The organism is Flagellimonas algicola (genome assembly GCF_005937185.1).
Classification (GTDB): Bacteria; Bacteroidota; Bacteroidia; order Flavobacteriales; family Flavobacteriaceae; genus Flagellimonas; species Flagellimonas algicola.
In genome coordinates this window covers 1934458-1958214 of the sequence record NZ_VCNI01000001.1, presented here as the reverse complement: position 1 = coordinate 1958214, position 23757 = coordinate 1934458, and the positions used below count along the sequence as shown (strand labels likewise).

33 protein-coding genes are annotated in these 23757 nt (G+C 41.5%); 29 read left to right on the top strand and 4 right to left on the bottom strand.

Annotation, left to right across the window (positions count from 1 at the left end; translation table 11 throughout):
* Positions 1 to 47: 47 nt before the first annotated feature.
* The 4 genes from FGG15_RS08580 to FGG15_RS08565 form a co-directional block, all read right to left on the bottom strand.
* Positions 48 to 1415, bottom strand: coding sequence for an arylsulfotransferase family protein (locus FGG15_RS08580; protein WP_138835198.1), 1368 nt, complete (start codon positions 1413 to 1415; stop codon positions 48 to 50).
* Positions 1416 to 1569: 154 nt separating this feature from the next.
* On the bottom strand, positions 1570 to 2847 hold the full coding sequence (locus FGG15_RS08575; protein WP_138835196.1) for a hypothetical protein: 1278 nt from the start codon (positions 2845 to 2847) through the stop codon (positions 1570 to 1572).
* A 35-nt stretch (positions 2848 to 2882) separates the two neighbouring features.
* Entirely contained in the window at positions 2883 to 4604 is a 1722-nt protein-coding gene (locus FGG15_RS08570) for a SusD/RagB family nutrient-binding outer membrane lipoprotein (protein WP_138835194.1), read from the bottom strand.
* A 19-nt stretch (positions 4605 to 4623) separates the two neighbouring features.
* Positions 4624 to 7875 carry a SusC/RagA family TonB-linked outer membrane protein gene (locus FGG15_RS08565; RefSeq protein WP_138835192.1) on the bottom strand — a complete coding sequence of 1084 codons (3252 nt, stop codon included), beginning with the start codon at positions 7873 to 7875 and terminating at the stop codon, positions 4624 to 4626.
* A gap of 345 nt (positions 7876 to 8220) precedes the next feature.
* Between FGG15_RS08565 and FGG15_RS08560 the strand changes: the two genes are divergently transcribed.
* The 29 genes from FGG15_RS08560 to rpsM all read left to right on the top strand — a co-directional run bounded on the left by FGG15_RS08560 (position 8221) and on the right by rpsM (position 23631).
* Positions 8221 to 9000, top strand: a complete 780-nt coding sequence (locus FGG15_RS08560; protein WP_138835190.1) for a hypothetical protein — start codon at positions 8221 to 8223, stop codon at positions 8998 to 9000.
* A gap of 182 nt (positions 9001 to 9182) precedes the next feature.
* Positions 9183 to 9557, top strand: a complete 375-nt coding sequence (rpsL, locus tag FGG15_RS08555) for a 30S ribosomal protein S12 (RefSeq protein ID WP_031445118.1) — start codon at positions 9183 to 9185, stop codon at positions 9555 to 9557.
* Between the two features lie 6 nt (positions 9558 to 9563).
* On the top strand, positions 9564 to 10040 hold the full coding sequence (rpsG, locus tag FGG15_RS08550; protein WP_138835188.1) for a 30S ribosomal protein S7: 477 nt from the start codon (positions 9564 to 9566) through the stop codon (positions 10038 to 10040).
* Positions 10041 to 10048: 8 nt separating this feature from the next.
* Complete coding sequence (gene fusA / locus FGG15_RS08545; protein WP_138835186.1) at positions 10049 to 12175, top strand: elongation factor G; 2127 nt, start codon at positions 10049 to 10051, stop codon at positions 12173 to 12175.
* A 12-nt stretch (positions 12176 to 12187) separates the two neighbouring features.
* Complete coding sequence (gene rpsJ / locus FGG15_RS08540) at positions 12188 to 12493, top strand: 30S ribosomal protein S10 (RefSeq protein WP_007094989.1); 306 nt, start codon at positions 12188 to 12190, stop codon at positions 12491 to 12493.
* Between the two features lie 159 nt (positions 12494 to 12652).
* Positions 12653 to 13270, top strand: coding sequence for a 50S ribosomal protein L3 (rplC, locus tag FGG15_RS08535; RefSeq protein ID WP_138835184.1), 618 nt, complete (start codon positions 12653 to 12655; stop codon positions 13268 to 13270).
* Positions 13270 to 13899 (top strand): 50S ribosomal protein L4, encoded by a 630-nt coding sequence (rplD, locus tag FGG15_RS08530; protein ID WP_138835182.1) that lies wholly within the window; start codon positions 13270 to 13272, stop codon positions 13897 to 13899. Before rplC ends, rplD begins: the two co-directional genes overlap by 1 nt.
* 7 nt (positions 13900 to 13906) lie before the next feature.
* On the top strand, positions 13907 to 14197 hold the full coding sequence (rplW, locus tag FGG15_RS08525) for a 50S ribosomal protein L23 (RefSeq protein ID WP_138835180.1): 291 nt from the start codon (positions 13907 to 13909) through the stop codon (positions 14195 to 14197).
* Positions 14198 to 14206: 9 nt separating this feature from the next.
* On the top strand, positions 14207 to 15031 hold the full coding sequence (gene rplB / locus FGG15_RS08520; RefSeq protein WP_138835178.1) for a 50S ribosomal protein L2: 825 nt from the start codon (positions 14207 to 14209) through the stop codon (positions 15029 to 15031).
* Between the two features lie 12 nt (positions 15032 to 15043).
* Positions 15044 to 15322, top strand: a complete 279-nt coding sequence (gene rpsS / locus FGG15_RS08515; protein WP_097047030.1) for a 30S ribosomal protein S19 — start codon at positions 15044 to 15046, stop codon at positions 15320 to 15322.
* A 7-nt stretch (positions 15323 to 15329) separates the two neighbouring features.
* Positions 15330 to 15737, top strand: a complete 408-nt coding sequence (gene rplV / locus FGG15_RS08510) for a 50S ribosomal protein L22 (protein WP_138835176.1) — start codon at positions 15330 to 15332, stop codon at positions 15735 to 15737.
* An 8-nt stretch (positions 15738 to 15745) separates the two neighbouring features.
* The gene (gene rpsC, locus FGG15_RS08505) at positions 15746 to 16462 is read left to right on the top strand and encodes a 30S ribosomal protein S3 (protein ID WP_073181012.1); all 717 of its coding nucleotides are present in this window, start codon (positions 15746 to 15748) and stop codon (positions 16460 to 16462) included.
* Positions 16463 to 16482: 20 nt separating this feature from the next.
* Complete coding sequence (gene rplP, locus FGG15_RS08500; protein WP_097047032.1) at positions 16483 to 16902, top strand: 50S ribosomal protein L16; 420 nt, start codon at positions 16483 to 16485, stop codon at positions 16900 to 16902.
* Between the two features lie 19 nt (positions 16903 to 16921).
* Positions 16922 to 17113, top strand: coding sequence for a 50S ribosomal protein L29 (gene rpmC, locus FGG15_RS08495; protein WP_138835174.1), 192 nt, complete (start codon positions 16922 to 16924; stop codon positions 17111 to 17113).
* 12 nt (positions 17114 to 17125) lie between these two features.
* A complete protein-coding gene (gene rpsQ / locus FGG15_RS08490; RefSeq protein WP_136465042.1) occupies positions 17126 to 17386 on the top strand; it encodes a 30S ribosomal protein S17 in 261 nt (86 codons plus the stop codon).
* Positions 17387 to 17388: 2 nt separating this feature from the next.
* Positions 17389 to 17757: a 50S ribosomal protein L14 gene (rplN, locus tag FGG15_RS08485; RefSeq protein ID WP_073181004.1), complete on the top strand. Its 369-nt coding sequence runs from the start codon at positions 17389 to 17391 to the stop codon at positions 17755 to 17757.
* A gap of 17 nt (positions 17758 to 17774) precedes the next feature.
* Positions 17775 to 18086, top strand: coding sequence for a 50S ribosomal protein L24 (gene rplX, locus FGG15_RS08480; RefSeq protein ID WP_138835172.1), 312 nt, complete (start codon positions 17775 to 17777; stop codon positions 18084 to 18086).
* Positions 18087 to 18088: 2 nt separating this feature from the next.
* Positions 18089 to 18640, top strand: coding sequence for a 50S ribosomal protein L5 (gene rplE / locus FGG15_RS08475; RefSeq protein WP_138835170.1), 552 nt, complete (start codon positions 18089 to 18091; stop codon positions 18638 to 18640).
* 1 nt (position 18641) lies between these two features.
* Positions 18642 to 18911: a 30S ribosomal protein S14 gene (gene rpsN / locus FGG15_RS08470; protein WP_116218582.1), complete on the top strand. Its 270-nt coding sequence runs from the start codon at positions 18642 to 18644 to the stop codon at positions 18909 to 18911.
* A 17-nt stretch (positions 18912 to 18928) separates the two neighbouring features.
* Complete coding sequence (rpsH, locus tag FGG15_RS08465) at positions 18929 to 19327, top strand: 30S ribosomal protein S8 (RefSeq protein WP_138835168.1); 399 nt, start codon at positions 18929 to 18931, stop codon at positions 19325 to 19327.
* A gap of 19 nt (positions 19328 to 19346) precedes the next feature.
* Positions 19347 to 19889 (top strand): 50S ribosomal protein L6, encoded by a 543-nt coding sequence (rplF, locus tag FGG15_RS08460; protein ID WP_138835166.1) that lies wholly within the window; start codon positions 19347 to 19349, stop codon positions 19887 to 19889.
* Between the two features lie 11 nt (positions 19890 to 19900).
* Positions 19901 to 20254, top strand: coding sequence for a 50S ribosomal protein L18 (gene rplR, locus FGG15_RS08455; RefSeq protein ID WP_138835165.1), 354 nt, complete (start codon positions 19901 to 19903; stop codon positions 20252 to 20254).
* 6 nt (positions 20255 to 20260) lie between these two features.
* Positions 20261 to 20785: a 30S ribosomal protein S5 gene (gene rpsE / locus FGG15_RS08450; RefSeq protein WP_138835163.1), complete on the top strand. Its 525-nt coding sequence runs from the start codon at positions 20261 to 20263 to the stop codon at positions 20783 to 20785.
* Positions 20786 to 20839: 54 nt separating this feature from the next.
* Positions 20840 to 21019, top strand: coding sequence for a 50S ribosomal protein L30 (rpmD, locus tag FGG15_RS08445; RefSeq protein WP_055397075.1), 180 nt, complete (start codon positions 20840 to 20842; stop codon positions 21017 to 21019).
* A gap of 13 nt (positions 21020 to 21032) precedes the next feature.
* A complete protein-coding gene (gene rplO, locus FGG15_RS08440; RefSeq protein WP_138835161.1) occupies positions 21033 to 21485 on the top strand; it encodes a 50S ribosomal protein L15 in 453 nt (150 codons plus the stop codon).
* 11 nt (positions 21486 to 21496) lie between these two features.
* Positions 21497 to 22843: a preprotein translocase subunit SecY gene (gene secY, locus FGG15_RS08435; RefSeq protein ID WP_138835159.1), complete on the top strand. Its 1347-nt coding sequence runs from the start codon at positions 21497 to 21499 to the stop codon at positions 22841 to 22843.
* 74 nt (positions 22844 to 22917) lie between these two features.
* A complete protein-coding gene (gene infA, locus FGG15_RS08430) occupies positions 22918 to 23133 on the top strand; it encodes a translation initiation factor IF-1 (RefSeq protein ID WP_014031991.1) in 216 nt (71 codons plus the stop codon).
* A gap of 4 nt (positions 23134 to 23137) precedes the next feature.
* Entirely contained in the window at positions 23138 to 23254 is a 117-nt protein-coding gene (ykgO, locus tag FGG15_RS08425; protein ID WP_013621733.1) for a type B 50S ribosomal protein L36, read from the top strand.
* Between the two features lie 2 nt (positions 23255 to 23256).
* Positions 23257 to 23631: a 30S ribosomal protein S13 gene (rpsM, locus tag FGG15_RS08420; protein ID WP_138835157.1), complete on the top strand. Its 375-nt coding sequence runs from the start codon at positions 23257 to 23259 to the stop codon at positions 23629 to 23631.
* Positions 23632 to 23757: the final 126 nt, after the last annotated feature.

Genomic DNA, 23757 nt, shown 5'->3' with positions numbered 1-23757 from the left:
ATTGAAAGCTAAAAGTTGACATTGGTCAATAATTCAACCAATAATCGCTATAGTCCAAGAGCAACTATCCCAGGATGGTCTGTTTCGTAATGATAGGATCTCCAATAGAATCCTGGTGTATGAAATTTCCAAACCACTTCGCCAGCTTCGGTAACTTCCCAAACGCCAAAATCGCCTTCGGTTATAAGTCTGTTACCACTGGGAATCCTTACCATACCGGAAACTCTAGGAGCGAAAAGGTCTGCATCCGTAAAACTCCAAGCTACAGCCGGCTCGTTATCTTCGTTGGCTTGCAGTTCCAGTGGGTTTGGCAACTCAAGTTCATAGGCTGTGGACTGTTCCAAATCTGCTCCGTTGGAGTAAATTGAAAACTTCCCTACATCTGCACCGTCCAGTAATCTAGGATGATGGTTGTTTCTAAACAGTCTCTCACCCAATGCATTATTGTAGGCTTTTGGATTCCCAAACCTGTAGATTAGGTCGCCACCCATACCAAAGTTGCCCCCAGAACTGGTGGAAGCTTCTGCTGTGGTAGTGCTATGGTCTATTACCCAGACTTCGTGATAGAAGTTTACACTTAGGAAAATCAAATCGTTGTTTTCATCATATTCAAGACCGTTTGCATGCATGATGTCCCCTTCCTTATCGGTCACATAATTTAGGTTGATACGATTGGGATTGTCTGCTATTACACCAAAATTGTCCTTGGTGTCATCATGATCTTGGACCAGATGGTCCCAGGCATGCCATTCCCAAACAATTTCATCCGTGGTAGGGTCTACCTCGATAATAGCTTCTGGAAAAATAGGAATATCCAAGCTAGAACCTGCTTGTTCTGCCTGTTCTGCGGTTCTTCTTTCCCAAACAATGGTAATCACATTTCCATTGGGGAGCAGTTCAACATCGTGATGGGTAATATAGTCTAGTGAAGAATAATCGAAATTCCAATCTACGGTACTATCTGGATTTACAAATTGGAGTTTACCTCCCTGACCTCCGTATTGGATGTCCGGGTCCTCTGCTTTCATAATACCCAAAAGACGACCATCTTCCAGCAGTTCTACATCATTGCCAATACCAAAGGGTAGGTCCCATTCGTGAAGGATAATGGAATTTTTGTCCATGAGGTACACCCTGTCAGCGCCAGCGTCGTTTATAAGGACATAGCCATTACTTACCAAGTCGGCATTAAAGATTTCCACAGTGCCGGCTTCCTCACCTACACCGGGAGGGTCGGTAGGTTCGTCATCTGTGGGTTCGTCGTCTGTAGGTTCATCATCCGTTGGCTCGTCGTCTGTTGGATTTTGCCCTGTATCATCCACAGGGTCGATGGTGTTGTCATCGCTGTTGCATGCATTCATCAAAAACAAGATGGATAGCAATGAAGCCAGAATCAATCGAAAAGGTCGCTTCATAGTAATTTTTGAGCTAAAGGTAGTTAAATTCAAGAAAATTGAACCTGCACCAATGGGAGTTACTGTGCGGGTCTAATATATAAGGAAATTCATTATTAAAAAAGGGGCATCAACGATGCCCCTTTTCATAACTAAAGTTAACTTAATAACCGTATTATTCACATACAAGAATAGTAATCTCGCCCACAGCTGGGAAAGGTCCATCGCTTGCTGCCGTTTTTAGGTTAGGATCCTGAATGGTGTAGGTCACTTCACTTTCCCAAGCACCTGCAGTATAGGAAATAACCAAAGTAGTTGCTCCTTCAGGTACAGTGAAAGTGGACGTTCCATTTTCCCCGTTCTCAAGTGTGTAGCTTACCACGTCGCCACCATCGATTTGTACATCGATAGAAGCTCCATTCCAACCATCTCCGTAAGAGTCAAAATGGTTGATGGTGTACTCACCAGGGTAAGGCGCGTCAGCATTCAACTGAATACATTCTGTTACGAAAACCGGTCTGTAGTATTCTGTATCGTTTTCATCGGTAGTAACAACTCTTCCATCTACAGTTACGATTTCGTAACGCAATTGGAATTCGTCGTTAACCCCTAGATCGTCAAACGTAAGGTTAGGACCATACAAATCATCCAAAGTGATTACGTAATCCAAAGTGCTTACACCATCTGCGATATCCAAATCGGCGATGTTCCAAGTTGCAAAAAGTGCTTCTGGCTCTGAAGCATTAACATCATCAACAATACTTCTGTCAACGAAAGCGCGATAAAGATTCAAAGTTTCTACCAAAGCTTGGTCGTTTCCATCGTCAATGGTGATGGATACAGAGTAATCCATGTTAGGATTGGTCAAAGAAACTTCGTTGGCATTTACGTCTTCGATTTCAAATTCGATACCATCATCAACCAATTCAGTGTATTGGTATGGAGAGCTAAAGAAGGAACCTCCACTCACGTTACCAGTGGTATCGGAGTTTTTAAAGGACCTTCCATCTGTTAAGAAAAGCTCCATGTCAATTACGAATTGATCACCAGGAAGTACATCGGTAAGTGCAATGCCTGTTGCTGAAAGAACCTCAGCCATAGTTACACTGTACTCAAAACTTGGCAATCCTTCGGTCTCACCAAATTCGCTAGCAGCGATAGTAGCCAAAGCAGCATTGGCTACAGAGCTATCTGTACCGTTGTTGTCTACAAAACTTGCAGTAATCTCAACACGATCCAACAAATCTCCTCCTTCGGCATCCTGTTCTTGGATTGAGAAGTCCAAAACGCTGGCAGTGTCAAACATATCCAACGCTCCTGTTGCGGAAAGCGTTCTTAAAATAGCTCCACTGGACACGGTTTCTTGTACAACAATCGTGGCCTTGTCGTCTTCACTACACCCTGCGATAAATATGCCCAGGGCAAGCAAGACATAGGTCTTGAAATTTTTCATGTAATTCATTTTTACGTTTTTCATCGCTCTTTTTTTTAGTTAGCCGCGGGAGCGGTTGCGTTAGTATCCCAAAATACTGGCTGCGTCTGATCAGCTTTCTGGCTGATATTAGAGTTATTGTTCACCGCATTTGCAGGATAGTACATAGATCTAATGAAAGTTCCAGGATCTGGCTCCAAGTTAGGTTGTAGGGTAGTTGGGAAACCTGTTCTTCTATAGAAGTTGTAAGGCTCAACACCATTTCCAAAATGGGCAATAAAGTACTGCTCACCCAAAACATCCCATTTTCCATCAGCATCAGCATCGTCAAAATCGATACCTATTTGTGTGGCGTATGCATTTACATCACCTTCAGAAGGTACGAAAGATAGGTCTGCACCAGCTTCTCTTCCTGTCAAGAAAGCTTGAACCTTAGCTACTGATTTGGCGTAACCTGCAAGCATGAATGTCCTAGCATCACCAGTATTACCAGCGGCCATGGCCATCTCAGCTCTCATGAAATCAACACCGAAGGCAGTCAATAGGTTAGTGATACCTGTTCCACCACCACCAGCTGATGGGCTAATGGCCAAGAAGCTGTCATCATCAAATCTACCACCTACTGGATACGTTCCGTAAGTTGCTCTTAAAAGACCATCTGGTGGAATACCATCAGCCTCTCCGTGGGCTCTACCCCAGAAACCGTTAGGTAACCAGCAGAAATCTCCACCAAATCCAGCGTTGATATAGTGCTGAGGAGGAGTCTCCAAAGAACAGTTCAACAACTCCTCGTTTGGAGCAATCTCTGCACCAGGAACAGCATTGGTCTGTCTGTAAAAGTAGTAACGAGTCCTTGGATCGGCAGATTCGTCCATTAAGGACATCAACCAGTTGGACATGTATTCACCAGCACCTGCAGCTTGGTAGTTGATACCATACCTTGGGTGTCTTGTGTCAGGTTGTGTAGCACTTGTAGCAGGCCAGTTCCAAACAAAATCGTCTGCGGTATCTTGGATATAGTTACCACTAGTGATGATAGCGTTGAAGCTAGCGGCCGCACCTGAATCTACCAATCTACGCTGAACGTAAATCTTCAATTTAAGCGTATTGGCAGCTCTTTCCCACTTTGCATAGTCGTTTCCGTAATAGAAATCAACTGCTGGGTTAGCTGTTGGGGTGCTATTAAAATTTGCAATGGCTTGATCAATAAGTACCAAACATGCATCATAAATGCTTGCTCCAGAATCCAACACTGGATTAAAGTTCTGCTCCCCTCCCTGTACAATTTCAGAATAAGGAACATCACCAAAGAAATCTACCATACTGATCATCAAGTAAGCCTCAATAAATTGAGCGATACCGATATGTCTGGTCAAACCAGCTTCTTGAGCAAGAGGAGCCATGGCTCGGATGTCGGCAAGTACACCTCTATAGGCATTCAACCACTCATCGTTCATGTCACTATCCTGGTAAACGGTATTATAGTTTCTACCGTTCATGTTTACGATACGGGTCATTTCCATACCCAGTTCGTTGAAACCGTCACCCGTGGTGTTACCACCGGACTGCCAGTTGTCATTAAGGTCAAAATCCGCATCGCCCTCAAACTGCCGTACGAAGTCTTCCTGAATGGAATTCAAGAAGAAGTCAACACCCGCCTGATCTGGTGTCAGGAAATTTGGGTTGGCGGTAAGGTCGAGCTCCGTGGTCTCACAAGAGGTGAATGCAAGCAATCCTCCTAAGACCGTCAAAGTCATATATCTGCTAATGTTTTTCATTATAATTATTGTTATGTTCTTAGAATGATGCTTTTACACTAAGGCCGTATCTTCTTGAGCTTGGTCCGTTGATAAAGTCAAAACCAAAACCGTTACCTACACCAGTACCACTTGTGTTTGGATCAAAGTTAGCTCCCTTAGGAGTATTGATAGCTCTGTACCAAAGGTTGTTTCCAGATATTGTAAAGGAAAGGGAACCGAAAGGTGTCTTGTCCAAGAATTTGGATGGCAGGCTGTAGCTCAAAGAAGCTTCCTGTAATCTAACTGTGGTAGCGTCGTAAACTTGAAGCTCACTTGGGCCGAACAATAGGTTACTGAAGAAATAAGTTGAGTTGTTGATTTGTCTGTTATTGACATTACCAGCAGCATCAACTCCAGGCAAAATAAAGGTGTTTTCCCTGTCGATGGTCTCCGTGATCAAACCTCTACCCAATAGTGTAGAGATTGTAGAAGAGTAAATATCCCCACCTTGCGTCCAGTTCCACTGGAAACCTAGGGTGAAATTTTTGTAAGACAATGAGTTTCTAACGTTGGCTACCCAGTCTGGGTTTGGATCACCGATTATACCATCTGTTGGATCTTGTACGTAGTTACCGTCAGCTCCTACCACATAGTTTCCACTTGCATCAGTAGCAATTCTACTACCAAAGAATACACCTAGGGGCTCGCCTTCGATAGCAGCGTTACCCAAGTTGGAGAATCCAGAGTATACTACTTGGTCTGTATCCAATCCTAGATCTGTAACTGTAGTTTCATAGGCTGTAAAGTTAAGGTTGGTAGACCAGTCAAAGTCACCTTCCTCATCACCTCTGATCCAGTTTACTCCAAGATCAATTTCAACACCTTCAGATTCAATCTCACCAATGTTGGTTGCAGTTACAGTAAATCCAGTTGCGGGATCTAGAGGTCTGTCCAAGATCAAATCGTTTGTCTTTCTTTGGTAAATGGAAGCATCTAAAGTAATTCTGCTATCCCACCATCTAGACTCGATACCGATTTCAATCTCTTCCAATGTTTCTGGTTGAAGATTAGGATTCCCCAAACGTGTACCTGTGGTGTTGGTTACAACGTTTTGCCCAGTTCCATCCTGAACATCCTGAGTATCCAAAATCAAAGTACTAGCCACTGGATAGTTGGTAGTCAATACATCAAAGTTTGCTGAAACCCCGATACCTGCACGAACTTTCAAGTAGTTCAATACATTCTCAGACTTTAGACCATCAATGGCCGCAGTAGGGATGAATGACAAACTTGCAGATGGATAAAATTGAGTTCTGTTATCTTTTGAGAAGTTAGATACCCAATCGTTTCTAGCAGCAAGCGTAACATAAAGGAAATTGTCATAATCAAAATCTGCTTGGGCATAAACCCCTGCAATGTTCAACTCACTAAAGGATTGAATTTCATTTTGATTCAAGAAGTTAAAGTGTCTCAACACTCCAAATACCTGCTGGCCATCACTCGCTACACCATTTTGATCAAAAACAGTTCTACGTGTGGTACCACCAATGTTGAATGTAGATCCAATTTTTTCAGTGATATCATAATCTCCATTCAGCACCAAGTTGTGGTCCCAAATAGTATTGGTGTTGTTCCAAGTTTCATAAACACCACTTGCCAACCTTACATCACCGGAGTTACTGTTGATACCTCCCTTATTTTGGTGGTTGGTATTGTTCTCACTATATACATCGATACCAGCACGGTAAATAACATTCAAATTGTCATTCAACTCGTACTGCACTGTGGCTTGACCAAATACCCTGTTGGTTTCCTGTCTTGACTCTGCGTTTGCAACAGTCCATAATGGGTGCTGGATAGAGTTGTTCTGTCTGTAGTACACACTACCACCAGTAATGGGGTCTTGGAAAGGAAGTCCTTGTACATCGATACTTCTTGGAGTAAACCAAAGATCACCAAATACAGAAGAACCAGTACCAGTAGCTCCGTTACCCTGGCTTAATGCTACAGGAGGAGAGATGAATTTGGTTCTTGCGAAGTTAACTGTACCGTTGATTGTGAACTTGTTGGACAATTGTGCTCTACCACCAAGAGACAACGTGTTACGTGTTACACTGTTGTTTGGAGTAAATCCATTATCCTTTAAGTAACCGTAGTTCATGTTGTACCCTACTTTACCATCGTCAGAAGCTCCTCTAACATTCACAGAAGTATTAGCAACTGCACCTGTTCTAAAGAAGTTCTTTACACTATCATAAGGTCTCCATTCATAACGCTGTCCCTGAAATTCCGGGAAAGCTGCCTGAATACCCGCAGTGGATGTTGAGTATGGGTGAGCCAATGTTCCTTGATCATCGATTGCGGCTTGTGCACCCCAACCGGAAGCTCCCTCTCTTCTAAAGCTCGGTCCCCAGTTACTGAAGAACCATCCAAAAGACTGGTCAAAACCGTTACCGTACTCATCTTGGTAATCTGGCAACGAAGCAATTTCGTTGAAGAAAAGCGAAGAGTTAACTGTGATTTCAGTCTTTTTTGGACCTCCTTGAGAAGAACCACCCTTAGTGGTGATCAAGATTACACCGTTACGTCCTTGCGAACCATAAAGTGTTGCAGCTGCAAGACCTTTTAGTACGTTTACACTTTCTATACTGTTTGGGTCAAGATCCAAGAACCTACTTGAACCGTTGTTACCATTCACGAAATCCTGACGGTCTCCATTTCTACCTTGAGAATTGGTGTCCGTACTAAATGGTACACCATCAATGATGAACAAAGCTTGGTTACTACCACTAAAAGTAGTTTGACCTCTAATTACGATGTTGGTACCAGATCCAGAAAGACCACTTTGTTGTGTAATCTGAACCCCGGAAGCTTTACCCTGTAGCACCCTGGCCACATCACCTTCAGGACGTTGTTCCAAATCGTCAGCACCAACTTCGGTTACTGCATAACCCAGTGCTTGCTTCTCCCTCTTAATACCAAGGGCCGTAACCACAACCTCTTCAAGAGCCTGAGTGTCCTCTTCCATTTGAACATCGATCACGTCACTTGCACCAACGACCCTTCTAGCGTCTCTCTGTCCGATATACGTGAAAAGAAGTGTCTGACCTTGACTCGCACTAATCGTATAGAGTCCGTCAAAATCTGTTTGGGTACCCGTAGTGGTACCATCAACGACAATGTTGACCCCAGGTAACGGAAGGCCATCGGCATCCGTAACAGTACCTGTAATCGTCTTGTCTTGTGCAAAAGAAACATGCACAACAAACGCCAATAACAGCGTTAACAATCCATTAAGTTTTGTTCTCATTTTAAAATTATTTGAATTAGCTAGGCGCTAAAATCATAATTTCATGTTAATAATCCAAACTAATTTTACTAAAATTTTAAGACCATGGGTACAAATACAAAGCGTGCAAAATGACATTTGATAATTGTGTTGTCAACAATTGGAAGGGGTAAAAATTGTCAAAAAGACAAATTTGGGGGGTAAAGCAAAAGTGTTATGGATCTTTAAAAATGCTGAAATAGCTGTTGTATTTGTAAAAATGGGGCGCTTTAAGACGGAAATAAAACAGTTTTTTGTTAAAAGTCTTTTGGTGGAAGTTGGGGTGGGTTTTAATTTGTAATTTATACCTTAATATATATATGGGGTATGAGAGCAATATTTTTTTTCTTTTTCGTCTTTAGTTTTGGATCCTTGTTGTTAGCGCAACAAAGAGCCAATGTCCAACCTGGTGTAATCAGTGTTTATCAAAAAGGGCTTCAGGGTATCGGGCCTGATTTCGGCAACAATCCAGCGTCAGAAAACTTTTACAGTCAGATGAGGGATAAATTTGCCGCTCTTGGTATTGAGCAACAGTTGAATTTAAGTGATATTGAGGGGTCTATTTATAGTAATGATGTTTTTGAATCCGGTGCGATTCTGTTCAAAGGGGAAGAGGATCGTAAAATGTTCATGCGATATAATGCCTTCAATGATGAATTTGAGATAAAAAACTCCAATTTGAAAGAAGACAAGACCCTTGCGCTTCTCAAAAATCAAAATATTTCATGTGTTCTAAATGGTCAACTATATTCCTATATGATCCTTTTGGACAAGAAAGGGGAACGAGATCAGGCTTATCTTAAGGAGATTGTATCGCTGGGTAACTATCGTTTGTTTGAGCAGAACAAAAAATTATTCAAGGAAGGAAAACCGGCGAAAACCTCGCATGCCGTTTCCTTTCCACATCGATTTGTGGACGAAACCAATTATTATTTGGCATTGGATGATGCATTTCCTGTCTACATTCCTGTAAAGAAAAAAGACTTTGTGGCCCTATTTTCGGAAGAACATCAGCCGCAAGTCAAGAAATTCATTAAAGAAAAAGGCATCGATTTGAAAACCAAAAGAGGACTAGTTAATGCTGTAACTTTTGCTGGGAATCTTTAAACGATCTTGAATTGAAAACCTGTTATTTGTTCGGGCTTCATCTCCCTCTTTTTTTACCCTGGATATTTGATTTTCAAGATTGATTGGAAATTTAATCTTTCCGGATTTGAATTATTACGAAATATCACTACATTTGCAGCCCTCAAAATGAGGGTTGTTTTGATTTTTAATAGAAATTTTTAATGCCAACAATTTCACAATTAGTACGAAAAGGAAGAGTCACCATTACCAAGAAGAGTAAATCGGCTGCTTTGGATTCGTGTCCTCAAAGAAGAGGGGTTTGTACGCGTGTTTATACAACTACACCTAAGAAACCAAACTCTGCAATGCGAAAAGTTGCAAGGGTTAGGTTGACCAATGGTAAGGAAGTAAACGCATATATCCCTGGTGAAGGACACAATCTCCAAGAGCACTCGATAGTATTGGTTAGAGGTGGAAGAGTAAAGGATTTACCTGGTGTGCGATACCACATTGTTCGTGGTGCATTGGATACCGCAGGGGTAGCAGGTAGAACGCAACGTAGATCAAAATACGGAGCAAAACGTCCTAAAAAATAAGAAGACATGAGAAAAAGACAGGCGAAAAAAAGACCATTGTTGCCAGACCCAAGGTTTAATGACCAACTGGTAACTCGCTTTGTGAACATGATGATGTGGGACGGAAAAAAATCCGTTGCCTTCAAGGTTTTCTACGATGCAATTGATATTGTAGACGAAAAAAACCAAGACGAAGAAAAAGAAGCTTTGGAATTGTGGAAAGATGCGCTTTCCAATGTAATGCCACATGTTGAAGTAAGAAGTAGAAGAGTAGGTGGTGCTACATTCCAGATTCCAATGCAAATTCGTCCAGACCGTAAGATTTCTACCGCCATGAAGTGGTTGATCAGTTATGCCAGGAAGCGTAACGAAAAATCTATGGCTCAAAAATTGGCAGCTGAAATTTTAGCTGCTGCCAAAGAAGAAGGTGCCGCGGTCAAGAAAAGAGTGGATACTCACAAAATGGCTGAAGCCAATAAAGCATTCTCACACTTTAGATTCTAGTCAAAACAATGTCAAGAGATTTAAAATATACAAGGAATATTGGTATTGCGGCACATATTGATGCTGGAAAAACCACTACTACAGAACGTATTCTTTTTTATACAGGTGTAAGTCATAAAATAGGTGAGGTGCATGATGGTGCAGCCACTATGGACTGGATGGAGCAAGAACAGGAACGTGGAATTACCATTACCTCTGCTGCTACAACCTGTACATGGCAGTTCCCAACCGAACAGGGAACACCTACGGCTGATGCCAAAGGATACCACTTTAATATTATTGATACTCCCGGACACGTTGACTTTACCGTTGAGGTGAATCGTTCTTTGCGTGTATTGGATGGTTTGGTCTTCTTGTTTAGTGCGGTTGATGGCGTAGAGCCACAGTCCGAAACGAACTGGAGATTGGCCGATAACTACAAAGTGCCAAGAATTGGTTTCGTAAACAAAATGGACCGTCAGGGTTCTAATTTCCTTATGGTCTGCAAGCAGGTAAAGGAAATGTTGGGCTCCAATGCGGTGCCAATTGTTTTGCCAATTGGTGAAGAGGCTGACTTTAAAGGTATTGTAGATCTTGCAAAGAATAGGGCAATCGTATGGCATGATGAGAACTTTGGTTCTACATTTGATGTTATCGACATTCCTGCAGAAATGCAAGATGAGGTTAAGGAATATAGAGCTGCTTTGATTGAAGCTGTAGCTGAATATGATGAGGAGTTGATGGAGAAGTTCTTCGAAGATGAAAATTCCATCACGGAAGAAGAAGTTCACGCTGCTTTGAGAGCTGCTGTTATGGATAGGGCAATCATTCCTATGGTTTGCGGTTCTTCGTTCAAAAATAAAGGAGTTCAGTTCTTGTTGGATGCTGTATGTCGCTATTTACCTTCTCCATTGGACAAGGATGATATCGTTGGTACAGATCCTGATACGGGAAATGAAATTACTAGAAAACCCGATCCAAAAGAGCCGTTCTCTGCTTTGGCATTTAAGATTGCAACCGATCCATTTGTAGGGCGATTGGCATTCTTTAGAGCATATTCTGGTCGTTTGGACGCTGGTTCTTATATATTGAACAACCGTTCCGGTAAAAAAGAGCGTATCTCACGTATCTACCAAATGCATTCCAACAAGCAAAACGCTATTGAGTACATTGAGGCTGGTGATATTGGAGCTGCGGTTGGATTTAAGGATATCAAGACCGGTGATACCATGTCTTCTGAAAAGCACCCAATTGTGCTAGAAAGTATGGATTTCCCTGATCCTGTAATCGGTATTGCGGTGGAGCCTAAAACTAAGGCGGATGTGGACAAATTGGGGATGTCTTTGGCAAAATTGGCTGAAGAAGATCCAACGTTCCAGGTAAAAACAGATGAAGCTTCAGGTCAGACCATTATTTCTGGTATGGGTGAGCTTCACTTGGATATTATTGTTGACCGTTTACGTCGTGAATTTAAAGTTGAAGTGAACCAAGGTCAACCTCAGGTTGAGTACAAAGAGGCAATCACACAAGTTGCCGATCATAGGGAAGTCTATAAAAAGCAGTCTGGTGGTCGTGGTAAGTTTGCGGATATCGTCTTTACTATGGAGCCTGCAGGCGATGATGTAGTGGGATTGGAATTTGTAAACACAATTAAAGGAGGTAATATCCCTAAAGAATATATCCCATCTGTAGAAAAAGGATTCAAAGAGGCTATGAAGAATGGTCCTTTGGCCGGATTTGAGATGGATAGTATGAAGGTTACTTTAAAGGATGGTTCTTTCCACCCTGTGGATTCGGATTCATTGTCCTTTGAGTTGGCTGCAAAAATGGGATACAAGGTTGCTGCAAAAGCTGCACGATCTGTATTGATGGAGCCCATTATGAAGATTGAGGTGTTGACACCTGAAGAAAACATGGGTGATATTGTTGGTGACCTTAACCGACGAAGAGGAACTATTAGCGATATGAGCGATAGGGCCGGGTCTAAAGTTGTTAAGGGTGAAGTGCCACTTTCCGAAATGTTCGGATATGTAACTGCTTTGAGAACATTGTCTTCCGGTAGAGCAACTTCCACAATGGAATTTTCACACTACGCAGAAACTCCTACCAATATTGCAGAGGAAGTAATTAAATCAGTAAAAGGAGTAACCGCTTAATTTTTCAGCAAGATGAGTCAAAAAATTAGAATAAAACTTAAATCTTACGATCACAATTTGGTGGACAAATCTGCTGAAAAGATTGTAAAGACAGTTAAGACAACAGGTGCTGTGGTTACTGGGCCAATCCCATTACCAACGCACAAAAAGATATTTACAGTTTTGCGTTCACCTCACGTGAACAAGAAATCGAGAGAGCAATTCCAGCTAAGTTCGTACAAGCGATTGTTGGATATTTATAGCTCTTCTTCAAAAACCATTGATGCTTTAATGAAATTAGAGCTTCCAAGTGGTGTTGAAGTCGAAATAAAAGTGTAAATTTGCACGCCTTTTGAGATAAAGGTGAACATGTCCTGAGCTGCGGGCGAGGGAAAAACGGGAAAAAGAAAAATATCTGGGTCACAGAATCTTTTCTTTGACCCAATTTTTTTGCCAAGCAATTGGCACTTGAAAAAGTAAACAATTAATAATTAATATATGTCTGGGTTAATAGGTAGAAAAATCGGTATGACCAGCATCTTTGACGAGAATGGAAAGAATATTCCATGTACCGTTCTTGAAGCTGGACCATGCGTGGTTACCCAAGTCAGAACCGAAGAGGTGGACGGGTACAGTGCCCTTCAGCTTGGTTTCGATGACAAGGCAGAAAAACGTGCAAACAAGGCCGAACAGGGCCATGTTAAAAAGGCAGGTACTTCTCCCAAGAAAAAAGTCGTTGAGTTCCGAGATTTTGAAGGTGAATTTAAATTGGGAGATACTTTAAATGTAGAACTTTTCCAAGAAGGAGAGTTTGTTGATGTTATTGGTACATCAAAAGGAAAAGGTTTCCAAGGTGTTGTTAAAAGACACGGCTTTGGTGGTGTTGGACAAGCAACCCACGGTCAGCACAACAGATTGAGAGCTCCTGGTTCCATTGGTGCTGCTTCTTATCCAGCCCGAGTTTTCAAAGGAATGAAAATGGCTGGTAGAATGGGTGGTGAACGAGTAACGGTTCAAAACTTAAGAGTATTGAAAGTAGTTCCTGAGAAAAACCTTATTGTAGTTAAAGGTGCTGTACCGGGTCACAAGAATTCGTACGTAACAATTGAGAAGTAATGAAGGTTGCAGTTTTAGATATCAAAGGAAAAGATACAGGTAGAAAGGCCGACCTTTCTAAGGATGTATTTGGAATAGAGCCCAATGAGCATGCCATTTACTTGGATGTGAAGCAATACTTGGCGCATCAAAGACAAGGTAACCACAAGGCTAAGGAGAGAGCTGAGATCGTTGGTAGTACTAGAAAGATCAAAAAGCAAAAAGGTACTGGTACCGCAAGGGCTGGTAGCATTAAGTCTCCCATTTTTAGAGGTGGTGGTAGAATTTTTGGTCCTAGACCGAAGGATTATACCCAAAAATTGAACAAAAACGTGAAGCGTTTGGCCCGTAAATCAGCCTTGACTTTAAAGTCGAAAGAAAAGGCGATCACGGTTGTGGAGGACTTTAATTTTGAAGCTCCAAAAACCAAAGATTTCAAGGCGTTTTTGAGCTCCTTGGGCATAGAAAACAAAAAGTCTCTTATCGTATTGGGTGACTCAAATAAAAATGTATATTTGTCGTCGCGCAATTTGGAGCGTTCCGAAGTTTTAACTAGCTCAGAATTAAGCACTTACAAGATAGTTAATGCTGGTAGTGTTGTGCTTACTGAAAGTGCTTTGGAAGGAATAGAATCGAACCTTAAGAAATAAGAATATCATGAGTGTGTTGATAAAACCAATCATTACGGAAAAAATGACCGCGGATAGCGAGCTTTTCAATCGTTATGGTTTCTACGTTGACCCAACAGCCAACAAGCTTCAGATTAAGGAAGCGGTTGAGGCTGCTTATGGTGTTTCTGTGGAAAAGGTAAGAACCATGAACTATGGTCCAAACCGTAAGAGTCGTTATACAAAAACAGGAATCCAGCACGGAAAGACAAATGCATTGAAAAAGGCGATTGTTGACGTGGCGGAGGGTGATATTATTGATTTTTACAGTAATCTATAAAGACGAGAAATGTCAGTTAGAAAATTAAAACCGATAACCCCCGGACAGCGTTTTAGAGTAGTAAACGGATTTGACGCGATTACTACTGATAAGCCGGAGAAAAGCTTGCTTGCTCCGTTAAAAAAGTCGGGTGGTAGGAACAGTCAAGGAAAAATGACCATGCGCCATAGAGGTGGAGGTCATAAAAGAAGGTATCGTGTTATCGATTTCAAAAGAGATAAGCAGGGAGTTGATGCAACCATTGTATCTATCCAGTACGATCCCAACAGAACTGCATTTATCGCTTTGGTAGAATACAAAGACGGTGAAAAAAGATATGTGGTTGCCCAAAACGGAATGCAGGTAGGTCAGAAAATTTCTTCTGGTTCAAAAGCTGCACCTGAAATTGGAAATGCACTTCCATTGAGTGAAATTCCATTGGGTACTATTATTTCTTGTATTGAGCTAAGACCAGGTCAAGGTGCTGTAATGGCACGTAGTGCTGGTACTTTCGCCCAGTTGATGGCCAAGGATGGTAAGTTTGTTACCATTAAATTACCATCTGGAGAAACCCGTATGATATTGGCCAACTGTTTGGCTACTATAGGTGCGGTTTCCAACTCTGACCACCAATTGCTGGTATCTGGTAAAGCAGGTAGAAGCAGATGGTTGGGTAGAAGACCAAGAACTAGACCAGTAGCCATGAACCCTGTTGATCACCCAATGGGTGGTGGTGAAGGAAGGGCTTCCGGAGGTCATCCAAGATCTAAGAACGGTATTCCTGCTAAAGGATACAGAACCCGTTCCAAGACCAAGGACACCAATAGATATATCATAGAACGTAGAAAGAAATAAAAGAAAAAGTAAATGGCACGTTCATTAAAAAAAGGACCTTACGTTCATCATAGTCTGGAAAAGAAAGTCCAGAACAATATAGATTCAGGTAAGAAAACGGTTATCAAAACATGGTCAAGGGCCTCTATGATTACACCGGATTTCGTAGGACAGACCATAGCGGTTCATAACGGGAGACAATTTGTGCCTGTTTATGTTACTGAAAACATGGTAGGTCACAAACTTGGAGAATTTTCACCTACACGATCTTTTAGAGGTCATGCGGGAGCTAAAAACAAAGGTAAAAAGTAAGTAAGCTATGGGAGTTCGTAAAAGACAAATGGCCGAAAGGTTAAAAGAGGAGAAGAAGCAACTTGCAATTGCCAAGTTGAACAACTGCCCAACTTCGCCAAGAAAAATGCGCTTGGTTGCTGACTTGGTTAGAGGAAAACAGGTAGAAATGGCATTGGCCATCTTGAGGTTTAACCCCAAAGAAGCTTCCAGAAAATTGGAGAAACTTTTACTTTCTGCAATTGCCAATTGGGAAGCCAAAAATGAGGAGGCCAACATTGAAGAGGCTGACTTGATCATTAAGGAAATCCGTGTGGATGGTGGTACAATGTTGAAAAGACTACGTCCGGCACCACAAGGAAGAGCACATAGAATTAGAAAACGTTCCAACCATGTTACCATGATCTTGGAAGCTAATAACAACGTTCAAAGCTAGAGTATAATATGGGACAGAAGACCAATCCGATAGGAAATCGCTTAGGAATTATCAGAGGATGGGAATCCAACTGGTACGGTGGTAACGATTACGGCGATAAGCTGGCTGAGGATGATAAGATTAGAAAATATATCCATGCACGTTTGGCCAAGGCCAGTGTGTCTAGGGTAATTATTGAGAGAACCCTAAAATTGATCACCATTACCATTACTACGGCAAGACCTGGTATTATTATCGGTAAAGGTGGCCAAGAGGTAGATAAACTTAAGGAAGAGCTTAAGAAGATCACCAACAAAGAGGTTCAGATCAATATCCATGAAATAAAGAGACCTGAATTGGATGCCAATTTGGTTGCGGCAAGCGTTGCAAGACAGATTGAAAGCAGAATTTCATACAGAAGAGCTATTAAGATGGCTATCGCCGCCGCAATTCGTATGAATGCCGAAGGTATCAAGATTCAGATTTCAGGACGTTTGAACGGAGCTGAGATGGCGCGTTCAGAATCTTATAAGGAAGGAAGAATTCCATTATCCACTTTCCGTGCAGATGTGGACTATGCATTGCATGAAGCACATACTACTTACGGAAGATTGGGAATTAAAGTGTGGATCATGAAGGGTGAAGTTTACGGAAAAAGAGAACTATCCCCACTTGTAGGATTGTCCAAGGGTCAAGGTAAAGGCGACAAACGAGATGGTAAGAAGCCACAACGTCGTAGAAAGTAATAAGATAAAGTAAAGGTAAAATGTTACAGCCAAAAAGAACAAAATTTCGTAAAGCCCAGAAGGGGCGTATGAAAGGGAACTCGGGGAGAGGACACCAACTTTCCAATGGAATGTTCGGTATCAAATCCTTGGATTCACACTTCATTACCTCCCGTCAAATTGAGGCTGCGCGTATTGCTGCGACAAGGTATATGAAAAGACAAGGTCAGCTCTGGATAAAAATTTTCCCGGACAAGCCCATCACCAAAAAGCCTCTAGAGGTACGTATGGGTAAAGGTAAGGGTGCTCCAGAATATTGGGTGGCCGTTGTTAAGCCTGGAAGAATCATGTTTGAGGTAGCTGGTGTTCCTATGGACATTGCCAAGGAGGCATTGCGTCTTGCAGCACAAAAGTTACCGGTAAAAACAAAGTTTATAGTAGCTAGGGATTATTCCGCTTAATTTTTAATTGGGAAGAAAGATGAAACAATCAGAGATAAAAGAACTTTCAATTGAAGAGCTAAAGGAAAAGCTGGCTGATTTTAAAAAGCAACATGCTGATTTAAAAATAGCACACTCGGTTACTCCTTTGGAAAATCCTTTACAGATCAGACAGACTAGAAGGACGGTAGCGAGACTTGCAACAGAATTAACTAAAAGGGAGGTACAATAATTGGTTTGCCTTATGGAAGATAAAAGAAATTTAAGAAAAGAAAGAATAGGCGTTGTTACCAGCAGCAAAATGGAGAAGTCCATTGTAGTTGCTGAGGTAAAGCGAGTAAAGCACCCTATGTACGGTAAGTTCGTTCTTAAGACCAAGAAGTATGTGGCCCATGATGAGAAGAATGACTGCAACGAAGGCGATACCGTTAAAATAATGGAAACCCGACCATTGAGCAAGACGAAATGTTGGAGATTGGTTGAAATCCTTGAAAGAGCTAAATAATTATGTTACAGCAAGAATCAAGATTAAAGGTTGCGGACAACACAGGGGCAAAAGAAGTTTTGACCATCCGCGTACTTGGAGGAACTAAGAGAAGATATGCTTCTTTGGGAGATAAGATTGTAGTAACCGTAAAGGAAGCTACTCCCAATGGAACTGTAAAAAAGGGTTCTGTCTCTACTGCGGTTGTGGTACGAACAAAAAAGGAAGTAAGAAGACCAGATGGTTCTTACATCCGATTTGATGACAACGCTTGTGTGTTGTTGAACCCAACAGGTGAAATGCGTGGAACAAGGGTTTTTGGTCCAGTGGCCAGAGAACTTAGGGACAAGCAGTTCATGAAGATTGTTTCACTAGCTCCAGAGGTGCTTTAACAGAAATATCAGTTAAGATGAAGTTGAAAATAAAAACAGGGGATACCGTTAGGGTCATTACAGGAGACCATAAAGGCACCGAAGGAAAAGTGCTTCAGGTAGACCGTGAAAAGAACAAGGCTATCGTGGAAGGAGTCAATACGGTTTCCAAGCACGAAAAACCTAGTGCAAAGAATCCTCAGGGAGGAATTGTAAAAAAGGAAGCGCCTATCCATATCTCAAACCTTTCATTGATCGACCCAAAATCAGGAGAGACCACTCGTGTTGGGTATGAAGAAAGAGATGGGAAGAAAGTTAGGTTTGCCAAAAAATCCAATGAAGTAATTTAGTTATGAGTTACATTCCAAGATTAAAGCAAGAATATAGAGAGCGCGTAATTAAGGCGTTGTCCGAAGAATTTGGTTACAAAAACGTAATGCAAGTTCCTAAATTGGAGAAGATTGTGGTTAGCCGTGGGGTTGGAGCTGCTGTTTCTGACAAAAAGCTAATTGACCATGCTGTTGAGGAATTGACCAATATTACCGGTCAGAAGGCTATAGCAACAATTTCCAAAAAGGACGTAGCATCCTTCAAGTTGAGAAAAGGAATGCCCATTGGTGCTAAAGTTACGCTAAGGGGTGAGCGCATGTATGAGTTTTTGGATAGATTAATTACTTCTGCCCTTCCTAGGGTGCGCGATTTCCAAGGGGTGAAAGCTACTGGATTTGATGGTAGAGGAAATTACAGTCTTGGTGTTACCGAGCAGATTATTTTTCCAGAGATCAACATCGACAAAATCAACAGAATTAATGGAATGGATATCACTTTCGTTACTTCTGCAGAAACAGATAAAGAAGCAAAATCATTGTTAACCGAATTGGGAGTACCCTTTAAAAAGAACTAGTATGGCTAAGGAATCAATGAAAGCCCGTGAAAGAAAAAGGGCAAAAATGGTTGCAAAGTATGCAGAAAAGAGAAAAGCTTTAAAAGAAGCTGGTGATTACGAAGCCCTACAAAAGCTTCCAAAAAATGCATCTCCGGTACGTATGCGCAACCGTTGCAAATTGACCGGTAGACCAAGAGGATATATGAGAACATTTGGTATTTCCAGGGTTACTTTCAGGGAAATGGCCAATCAGGGCTTGATTCCAGGAGTTAAAAAGGCAAGTTGGTAAACAGATAAAGAAGAGAAATGCTTACAGATCCAATTTCAGATTATTTGACCAGAATTAGAAATGCCAGTAGGGCAGGTCATAGGGTGGTAGATGTTCCAGCATCCAATCTAAAAAAACAGATGACCAAAATTTTGTTTGATCAAGGATACATCTTGAGCTACAAATTTGAGGAAAACAGCACACAGGGCAATATCAAAATTGCCTTGAAGTACGATAAGTTTACCAAAGAGCCTGTGATTAAGAAATTACAGAGGGTGAGCAAGCCGGGACTTCGTAAATATGCAGGTTCAGAAGAGCTTCCAAGGGTACTTAACGGTTTGGGAATAGCTATTGTGTCAACCTCCCATGGGGTAATGACCAGCAAGCAGGCCAAGCAAGAAAACGTAGGTGGCGAAGTATTGTGCTACGTTTATTAATTGAGAAAAGAAAAGAAAAATGTCTAGAATAGGTAACAATCCAGTTGCAATCCCAGAAGGTGTCACTGTTGAGGTGAACGACAATGTGGTTACCGTAAAAGGTAAGTTGGGAGAGCTTTCCCAAGAATTTTCGGGTGTTGCAATAAAGGTTGAGGAAGGAAATGTTCAGCTAGAAAGACCATCTGATTCCAAAGAGCACAAAGCAAAACACGGACTTTACCGTGCCTTGATTGCCAACATGATCGAAGGAGTGTCCAAAGGATGGACCAAGGAATTGGAATTGGTAGGGGTAGGATATAGAGCAAGTAACCAAGGACAAAAATTGGATTTGGCTTTAGGTTTTTCCCATAACATTGTATTGGATATTGCTCCCGAAGTCAAAATCGAGACTATTTCCGAAAAGGGTAAAAACCCTATTGTTAAGTTAACATCTCATGACAAGCAGTTGGTAGGACAAGTTGCTGCCAAGATTCGTGCTTTCCGTAAGCCAGAGCCTTACAAAGGAAAGGGAGTCAAGTTTGTTGGTGAACAATTAAGAAGAAAAGCAGGTAAATCAGCATAATTAGGAAGACTATGGGATTATCTAAGACAGAAAGAAGATTACGAATCAGAAGAAGGATCAGAAAGATATCTTCTGGTACTGAAGCAAGACCCAGGTTGTCTGTTTTCAGAAGTAACAAAGAGATATACGCTCAATTGATTGACGACAATAAAGGTGTTACTTTGGCTGCTGCCTCCTCAAGAGATAAAGATCTTGAAGCAAAAGGTACCAAATCTGAAGTGGCAACCTTAGTTGGAAAAGCCATTGCTGAAAAGGCAAAAAAGTTAGGTGTTGAAGCTGTAGCTTTTGATAGAGGCGGAAACCTATATCACGGAAGGGTTAAATCATTGGCTGAAGGAGCTAGGGAAGCAGGACTAAAATTCTAATATACTATGTACCAGAAATACAAAAACGTAGAAGTAGTTAAGCCAGGCGGACTGGAGTTGAAAGATCGTTTGGTTGGAGTCCAAAGGGTTACCAAAGTTACCAAAGGTGGTAGGGCATTCGGTTTTTCAGCAATTGTTGTTGTTGGTGATGAGAATGGTGTAGTAGGACATGGTTTGGGTAAATCCAAAGAAGTTGCCACGGCCATTGCCAAGGCAATCGAGGATGCCAAAAAGAATTTGGTTCGTATTCCTTTGAACAAAGGAACCCTTCCACATGAGCAAAAAGGTAAGTATGGCGGTGCTCGTGTTTACATTCAGCCTGCATCGCATGGTACCGGGGTAATCGCCGGTGGAGCGGTAAGGGCCGTATTGGAAGCTGTTGGCGTACATGATGTATTGTCAAAATCACAAGGTTCTTCCAACCCGCACAACGTTGTAAAAGCTACTTTTGATGCGCTATTGCAACTTAGGGGAGCACAGACCGTTGCCAACCAAAGAGGAATTTCTTTAGAAAAAGTCTTTAAGGGATAAACCACGTTGACGGTAAACAGTAAAACTGAAGACTGACAACTGAAAACTAAGAAAATGTCAAAGATTAAAGTTAAACAGGTAAAAAGCGCTATCAAAAGGACTCAAAACCAAAAGAGAACTTTGGAGGCTTTGGGGTTGCGTAAGATAGGTCATGTTGTTGAACACGATGCAACACCTAATATCCTTGGAATGATTAATAAGGTAAAACATTTGGTTTCCACTGAGGAAGCTTAAAATATAAAGGCACATGGAGTTACATAATCTTAAGCCAGCAGAAGGTGCTGTACAGAAAGCGGGAAAACGTGTAGGACGTGGAGAAGGTTCCGGTAAAGGAGGTACTTCTACCCGTGGACACAAAGGGGCCAAGTCAAGATCTGGATATTCCAAAAAGATTGGTTTTGAAGGTGGACAAATGCCTTTGCAACGTCGTGTTCCCAAATTTGGTTTTAAGAATATCAACCGAAAGGAATACCAGGGCATTAATTTGAGCAAATTGCAAGAATTGGTGGATAACGGTGTTGTAAAGAAAGAAGTGACCTTGGAAACCCTAGTGGAAAACAGATTGGCACACAAGAACGACTTGGTAAAGATTTTGGGAGACGGCGAATTGAAAGCTGCCCTTAAAATATCTGTACATAAATTTAGTGCTTCCGCTAAAGCTGCAATCGAAGCTGCTGGAGGTGAGGCAATAAGTTTATAAGAATAAGAAGCATGAAGAAATTTATAGAGACCATATCAAATATTTGGAAGATTGAAGAGCTAAGGCAACGAATTATTGTTACCCTTGGCTTGCTTTTAGTGTACCGTTTTGGTGCACAAATCGTGCTTCCAGGTATTGATACTTCCCAATTGGGAGCTTTGGCCGATGGGACTGATGGGGGATTACTAGGATTATTGAATGCTTTTACAGGAGGTGCTTTTGCCAATGCATCTGTGTTTGCTCTGGGAATCATGCCCTACATCTCTGCATCCATTGTGGTGCAATTGATGGGTATTGCCATTCCATATTTGCAAAAACTGCAGAAAGAAGGTGAAAGTGGAAGAAAGACCATCAACCAAATTACACGTTGGTTGACCATCGGTATTTGTATCGTTCAAGCACCTGCTTATTTATATAGCCTTGAAGCCGGTTTTGGTGTTCCTGCTACAGCATTTGTAATCGGAAAAGGTTTGGATTTTATGATTCCAGCCGTGATTATCCTGGTAACTGGATGTGTGTTTGCCATGTGGTTGGGAGAGAAAATAACCGATAAAGGTATCGGTAACGGTATTTCCCTATTGATCATGATTGGGATTATTGCAACCATGCCACAATCCTTTGTTCAGGAGTTTATCTCAAGAACCACAAACAACACTGGTGGAATCATGTTTATCTTGATCGAGGTAATCATTTGGTTCTTGGTAATCTTGGCTAGTGTATTGTTGGTGATGGCTGTGCGTCAGATACCAGTTCAATATGCAAGAAGAACAGCTTCGGGAGGGTACGAAAAGAACATTATGGGGTCTAGACAATATATCCCATTAAAGTTGAATGCTTCAGGGGTAATGCCAATTATCTTTGCACAGGCTATTATGTTTGCGCCAAGTTTGATTGGAAAGACCTTTAATGATACTGCAGTAGGACAGTGGATGGAGGTTCAGTTTGCCGATATTTTCGGATTGGCCTATAACATTCTGTTTGGCATATTGATTATCATATTTACCTACTTCTATACGGCCATTACGGTTCCTACGAACAAAATGGCAGATGATCTAAAAAGAAGTGGTGGATTTATTCCGGGGATTAGACCTGGAAAGGAAACGGGTGATTTCTTGGACAAAATCATGTCCTTGATCACTTTGCCTGGTTCTGTTTTCTTGGCCTTACTGGCAGTATTGCCTGCCGTAGTGGTGAAGTTGATGGACGTACAGGCAGGATGGGCATTGTTTTATGGTGGTACCTCCCTATTGATCATGGTAGGTGTGGCCATAGATACTGTACAACAGGTAAATTCTTATTTGTTGAACAGACATTATGACGGTTTGATGAAAACCGGAAAGAATAGAAAAGTAGCATAATTAGACGATAGACTTTAAGGGATGGACATAAGTCGAACACTATCACCTAAAGACTAAAAACTAAAGACTAAAGAATGGCAAAGCAGCCTGCAATAGAACAAGACGGAACCATAATCGAAGCATTGTCAAACGCAATGTTTAGAGTAGAATTGGAGAACGGTCATGTTGTAACAGCACATATCTCTGGAAAAATGCGTATGCATTACATCAAATTACTTCCAGGGGACAAGGTAAAGCTTGAGATGAGCCCATACGATTTAACAAAAGCAAGAATTACTTACAGATACTAATACGATGAAAGTAAGAGCATCAATAAAGAAGAGAAGTGCCGAATGCAAGATTGTTCGCAGAAAAGGCAGATTATACGTAATCAACAAAAAGAATCCTAGATTTAAACAAAGACAAGGGTAATTATGGCAAGAATTGCAGGGGTTGATATACCCAAACAAAAACGCGGAGTAATTTCACTTACCTACATTTACGGAATTGGTAAAAGTAGGGCCCAAGAAATTTTGGAGAATGCCAAAGTGAGCGAGGATACCAAGGTTTCCGATTGGAACGATGATGAAATCGGTAGAATCAGGGAAGCTGTTTCCTCTTACACTATTGAAGGAGAACTTCGTTCTGAAACTCAATTGAACATCAAGCGATTGATGGACATCGGTTGTTACCGTGGGATTCGTCATAGATCCGGATTACCGCTTAGAGGTCAGCGTACCAAAAACAACTCTAGGACTAGAAAAGGAAAAAGAAAGACAGTTGCCAACAAGAAAAAAGCAACTAAATAATAATTAGATAGAAGTCATTAGTTAGTATTTAGACGTTAGAAGAATCTGTTTGAAATGTAAAAGTCTAGGATTCCAATAACTAAAACTAACATCGCGTGCCGCTGAAGCTTTGGCGGAGGCGCAACT

Excerpts from the sequence above, each read along its gene's own strand:
- FGG15_RS08580 (WP_138835198.1), bottom strand. The coding sequence starts at position 1,415 with ATGAAGCGACCTTTTCGATTGATTCTGGCTTCATTGCTATCCATCTTG.
- FGG15_RS08575 (WP_138835196.1), bottom strand. The coding sequence starts at position 2,847 with ATGAAAAATTTCAAGACCTATGTCTTGCTTGCCCTGGGCATATTTATC.
- FGG15_RS08570 (WP_138835194.1), bottom strand. The coding sequence starts at position 4,604 with ATGAAAAACATTAGCAGATATATGACTTTGACGGTCTTAGGAGGATTG.
- FGG15_RS08565 (WP_138835192.1), bottom strand. The coding sequence starts at position 7,875 with ATGAGAACAAAACTTAATGGATTGTTAACGCTGTTATTGGCGTTTGTT.
- FGG15_RS08560 (WP_138835190.1), top strand. The coding sequence starts at position 8,221 with ATGAGAGCAATATTTTTTTTCTTTTTCGTCTTTAGTTTTGGATCCTTG.
- rpsL (WP_031445118.1), top strand. The coding sequence starts at position 9,183 with ATGCCAACAATTTCACAATTAGTACGAAAAGGAAGAGTCACCATTACC.
- rpsG (WP_138835188.1), top strand. The coding sequence starts at position 9,564 with ATGAGAAAAAGACAGGCGAAAAAAAGACCATTGTTGCCAGACCCAAGG.
- fusA (WP_138835186.1), top strand. The coding sequence starts at position 10,049 with ATGTCAAGAGATTTAAAATATACAAGGAATATTGGTATTGCGGCACAT.
- rpsJ (WP_007094989.1), top strand. The coding sequence starts at position 12,188 with ATGAGTCAAAAAATTAGAATAAAACTTAAATCTTACGATCACAATTTG.
- rplC (WP_138835184.1), top strand. The coding sequence starts at position 12,653 with ATGTCTGGGTTAATAGGTAGAAAAATCGGTATGACCAGCATCTTTGAC.
- rplD (WP_138835182.1), top strand. The coding sequence starts at position 13,270 with ATGAAGGTTGCAGTTTTAGATATCAAAGGAAAAGATACAGGTAGAAAG.
- rplW (WP_138835180.1), top strand. The coding sequence starts at position 13,907 with ATGAGTGTGTTGATAAAACCAATCATTACGGAAAAAATGACCGCGGAT.
- rplB (WP_138835178.1), top strand. The coding sequence starts at position 14,207 with ATGTCAGTTAGAAAATTAAAACCGATAACCCCCGGACAGCGTTTTAGA.
- rpsS (WP_097047030.1), top strand. The coding sequence starts at position 15,044 with ATGGCACGTTCATTAAAAAAAGGACCTTACGTTCATCATAGTCTGGAA.
- rplV (WP_138835176.1), top strand. The coding sequence starts at position 15,330 with ATGGGAGTTCGTAAAAGACAAATGGCCGAAAGGTTAAAAGAGGAGAAG.
- rpsC (WP_073181012.1), top strand. The coding sequence starts at position 15,746 with ATGGGACAGAAGACCAATCCGATAGGAAATCGCTTAGGAATTATCAGA.
- rplP (WP_097047032.1), top strand. The coding sequence starts at position 16,483 with ATGTTACAGCCAAAAAGAACAAAATTTCGTAAAGCCCAGAAGGGGCGT.
- rpmC (WP_138835174.1), top strand. The coding sequence starts at position 16,922 with ATGAAACAATCAGAGATAAAAGAACTTTCAATTGAAGAGCTAAAGGAA.
- rpsQ (WP_136465042.1), top strand. The coding sequence starts at position 17,126 with ATGGAAGATAAAAGAAATTTAAGAAAAGAAAGAATAGGCGTTGTTACC.
- rplN (WP_073181004.1), top strand. The coding sequence starts at position 17,389 with ATGTTACAGCAAGAATCAAGATTAAAGGTTGCGGACAACACAGGGGCA.
- rplX (WP_138835172.1), top strand. The coding sequence starts at position 17,775 with ATGAAGTTGAAAATAAAAACAGGGGATACCGTTAGGGTCATTACAGGA.
- rplE (WP_138835170.1), top strand. The coding sequence starts at position 18,089 with ATGAGTTACATTCCAAGATTAAAGCAAGAATATAGAGAGCGCGTAATT.
- rpsN (WP_116218582.1), top strand. The coding sequence starts at position 18,642 with ATGGCTAAGGAATCAATGAAAGCCCGTGAAAGAAAAAGGGCAAAAATG.
- rpsH (WP_138835168.1), top strand. The coding sequence starts at position 18,929 with ATGCTTACAGATCCAATTTCAGATTATTTGACCAGAATTAGAAATGCC.
- rplF (WP_138835166.1), top strand. The coding sequence starts at position 19,347 with ATGTCTAGAATAGGTAACAATCCAGTTGCAATCCCAGAAGGTGTCACT.
- rplR (WP_138835165.1), top strand. The coding sequence starts at position 19,901 with ATGGGATTATCTAAGACAGAAAGAAGATTACGAATCAGAAGAAGGATC.
- rpsE (WP_138835163.1), top strand. The coding sequence starts at position 20,261 with ATGTACCAGAAATACAAAAACGTAGAAGTAGTTAAGCCAGGCGGACTG.
- rpmD (WP_055397075.1), top strand. The coding sequence starts at position 20,840 with ATGTCAAAGATTAAAGTTAAACAGGTAAAAAGCGCTATCAAAAGGACT.
- rplO (WP_138835161.1), top strand. The coding sequence starts at position 21,033 with ATGGAGTTACATAATCTTAAGCCAGCAGAAGGTGCTGTACAGAAAGCG.
- secY (WP_138835159.1), top strand. The coding sequence starts at position 21,497 with ATGAAGAAATTTATAGAGACCATATCAAATATTTGGAAGATTGAAGAG.
- infA (WP_014031991.1), top strand. The coding sequence starts at position 22,918 with ATGGCAAAGCAGCCTGCAATAGAACAAGACGGAACCATAATCGAAGCA.
- ykgO (WP_013621733.1), top strand. The coding sequence starts at position 23,138 with ATGAAAGTAAGAGCATCAATAAAGAAGAGAAGTGCCGAATGCAAGATT.
- rpsM (WP_138835157.1), top strand. The coding sequence starts at position 23,257 with ATGGCAAGAATTGCAGGGGTTGATATACCCAAACAAAAACGCGGAGTA.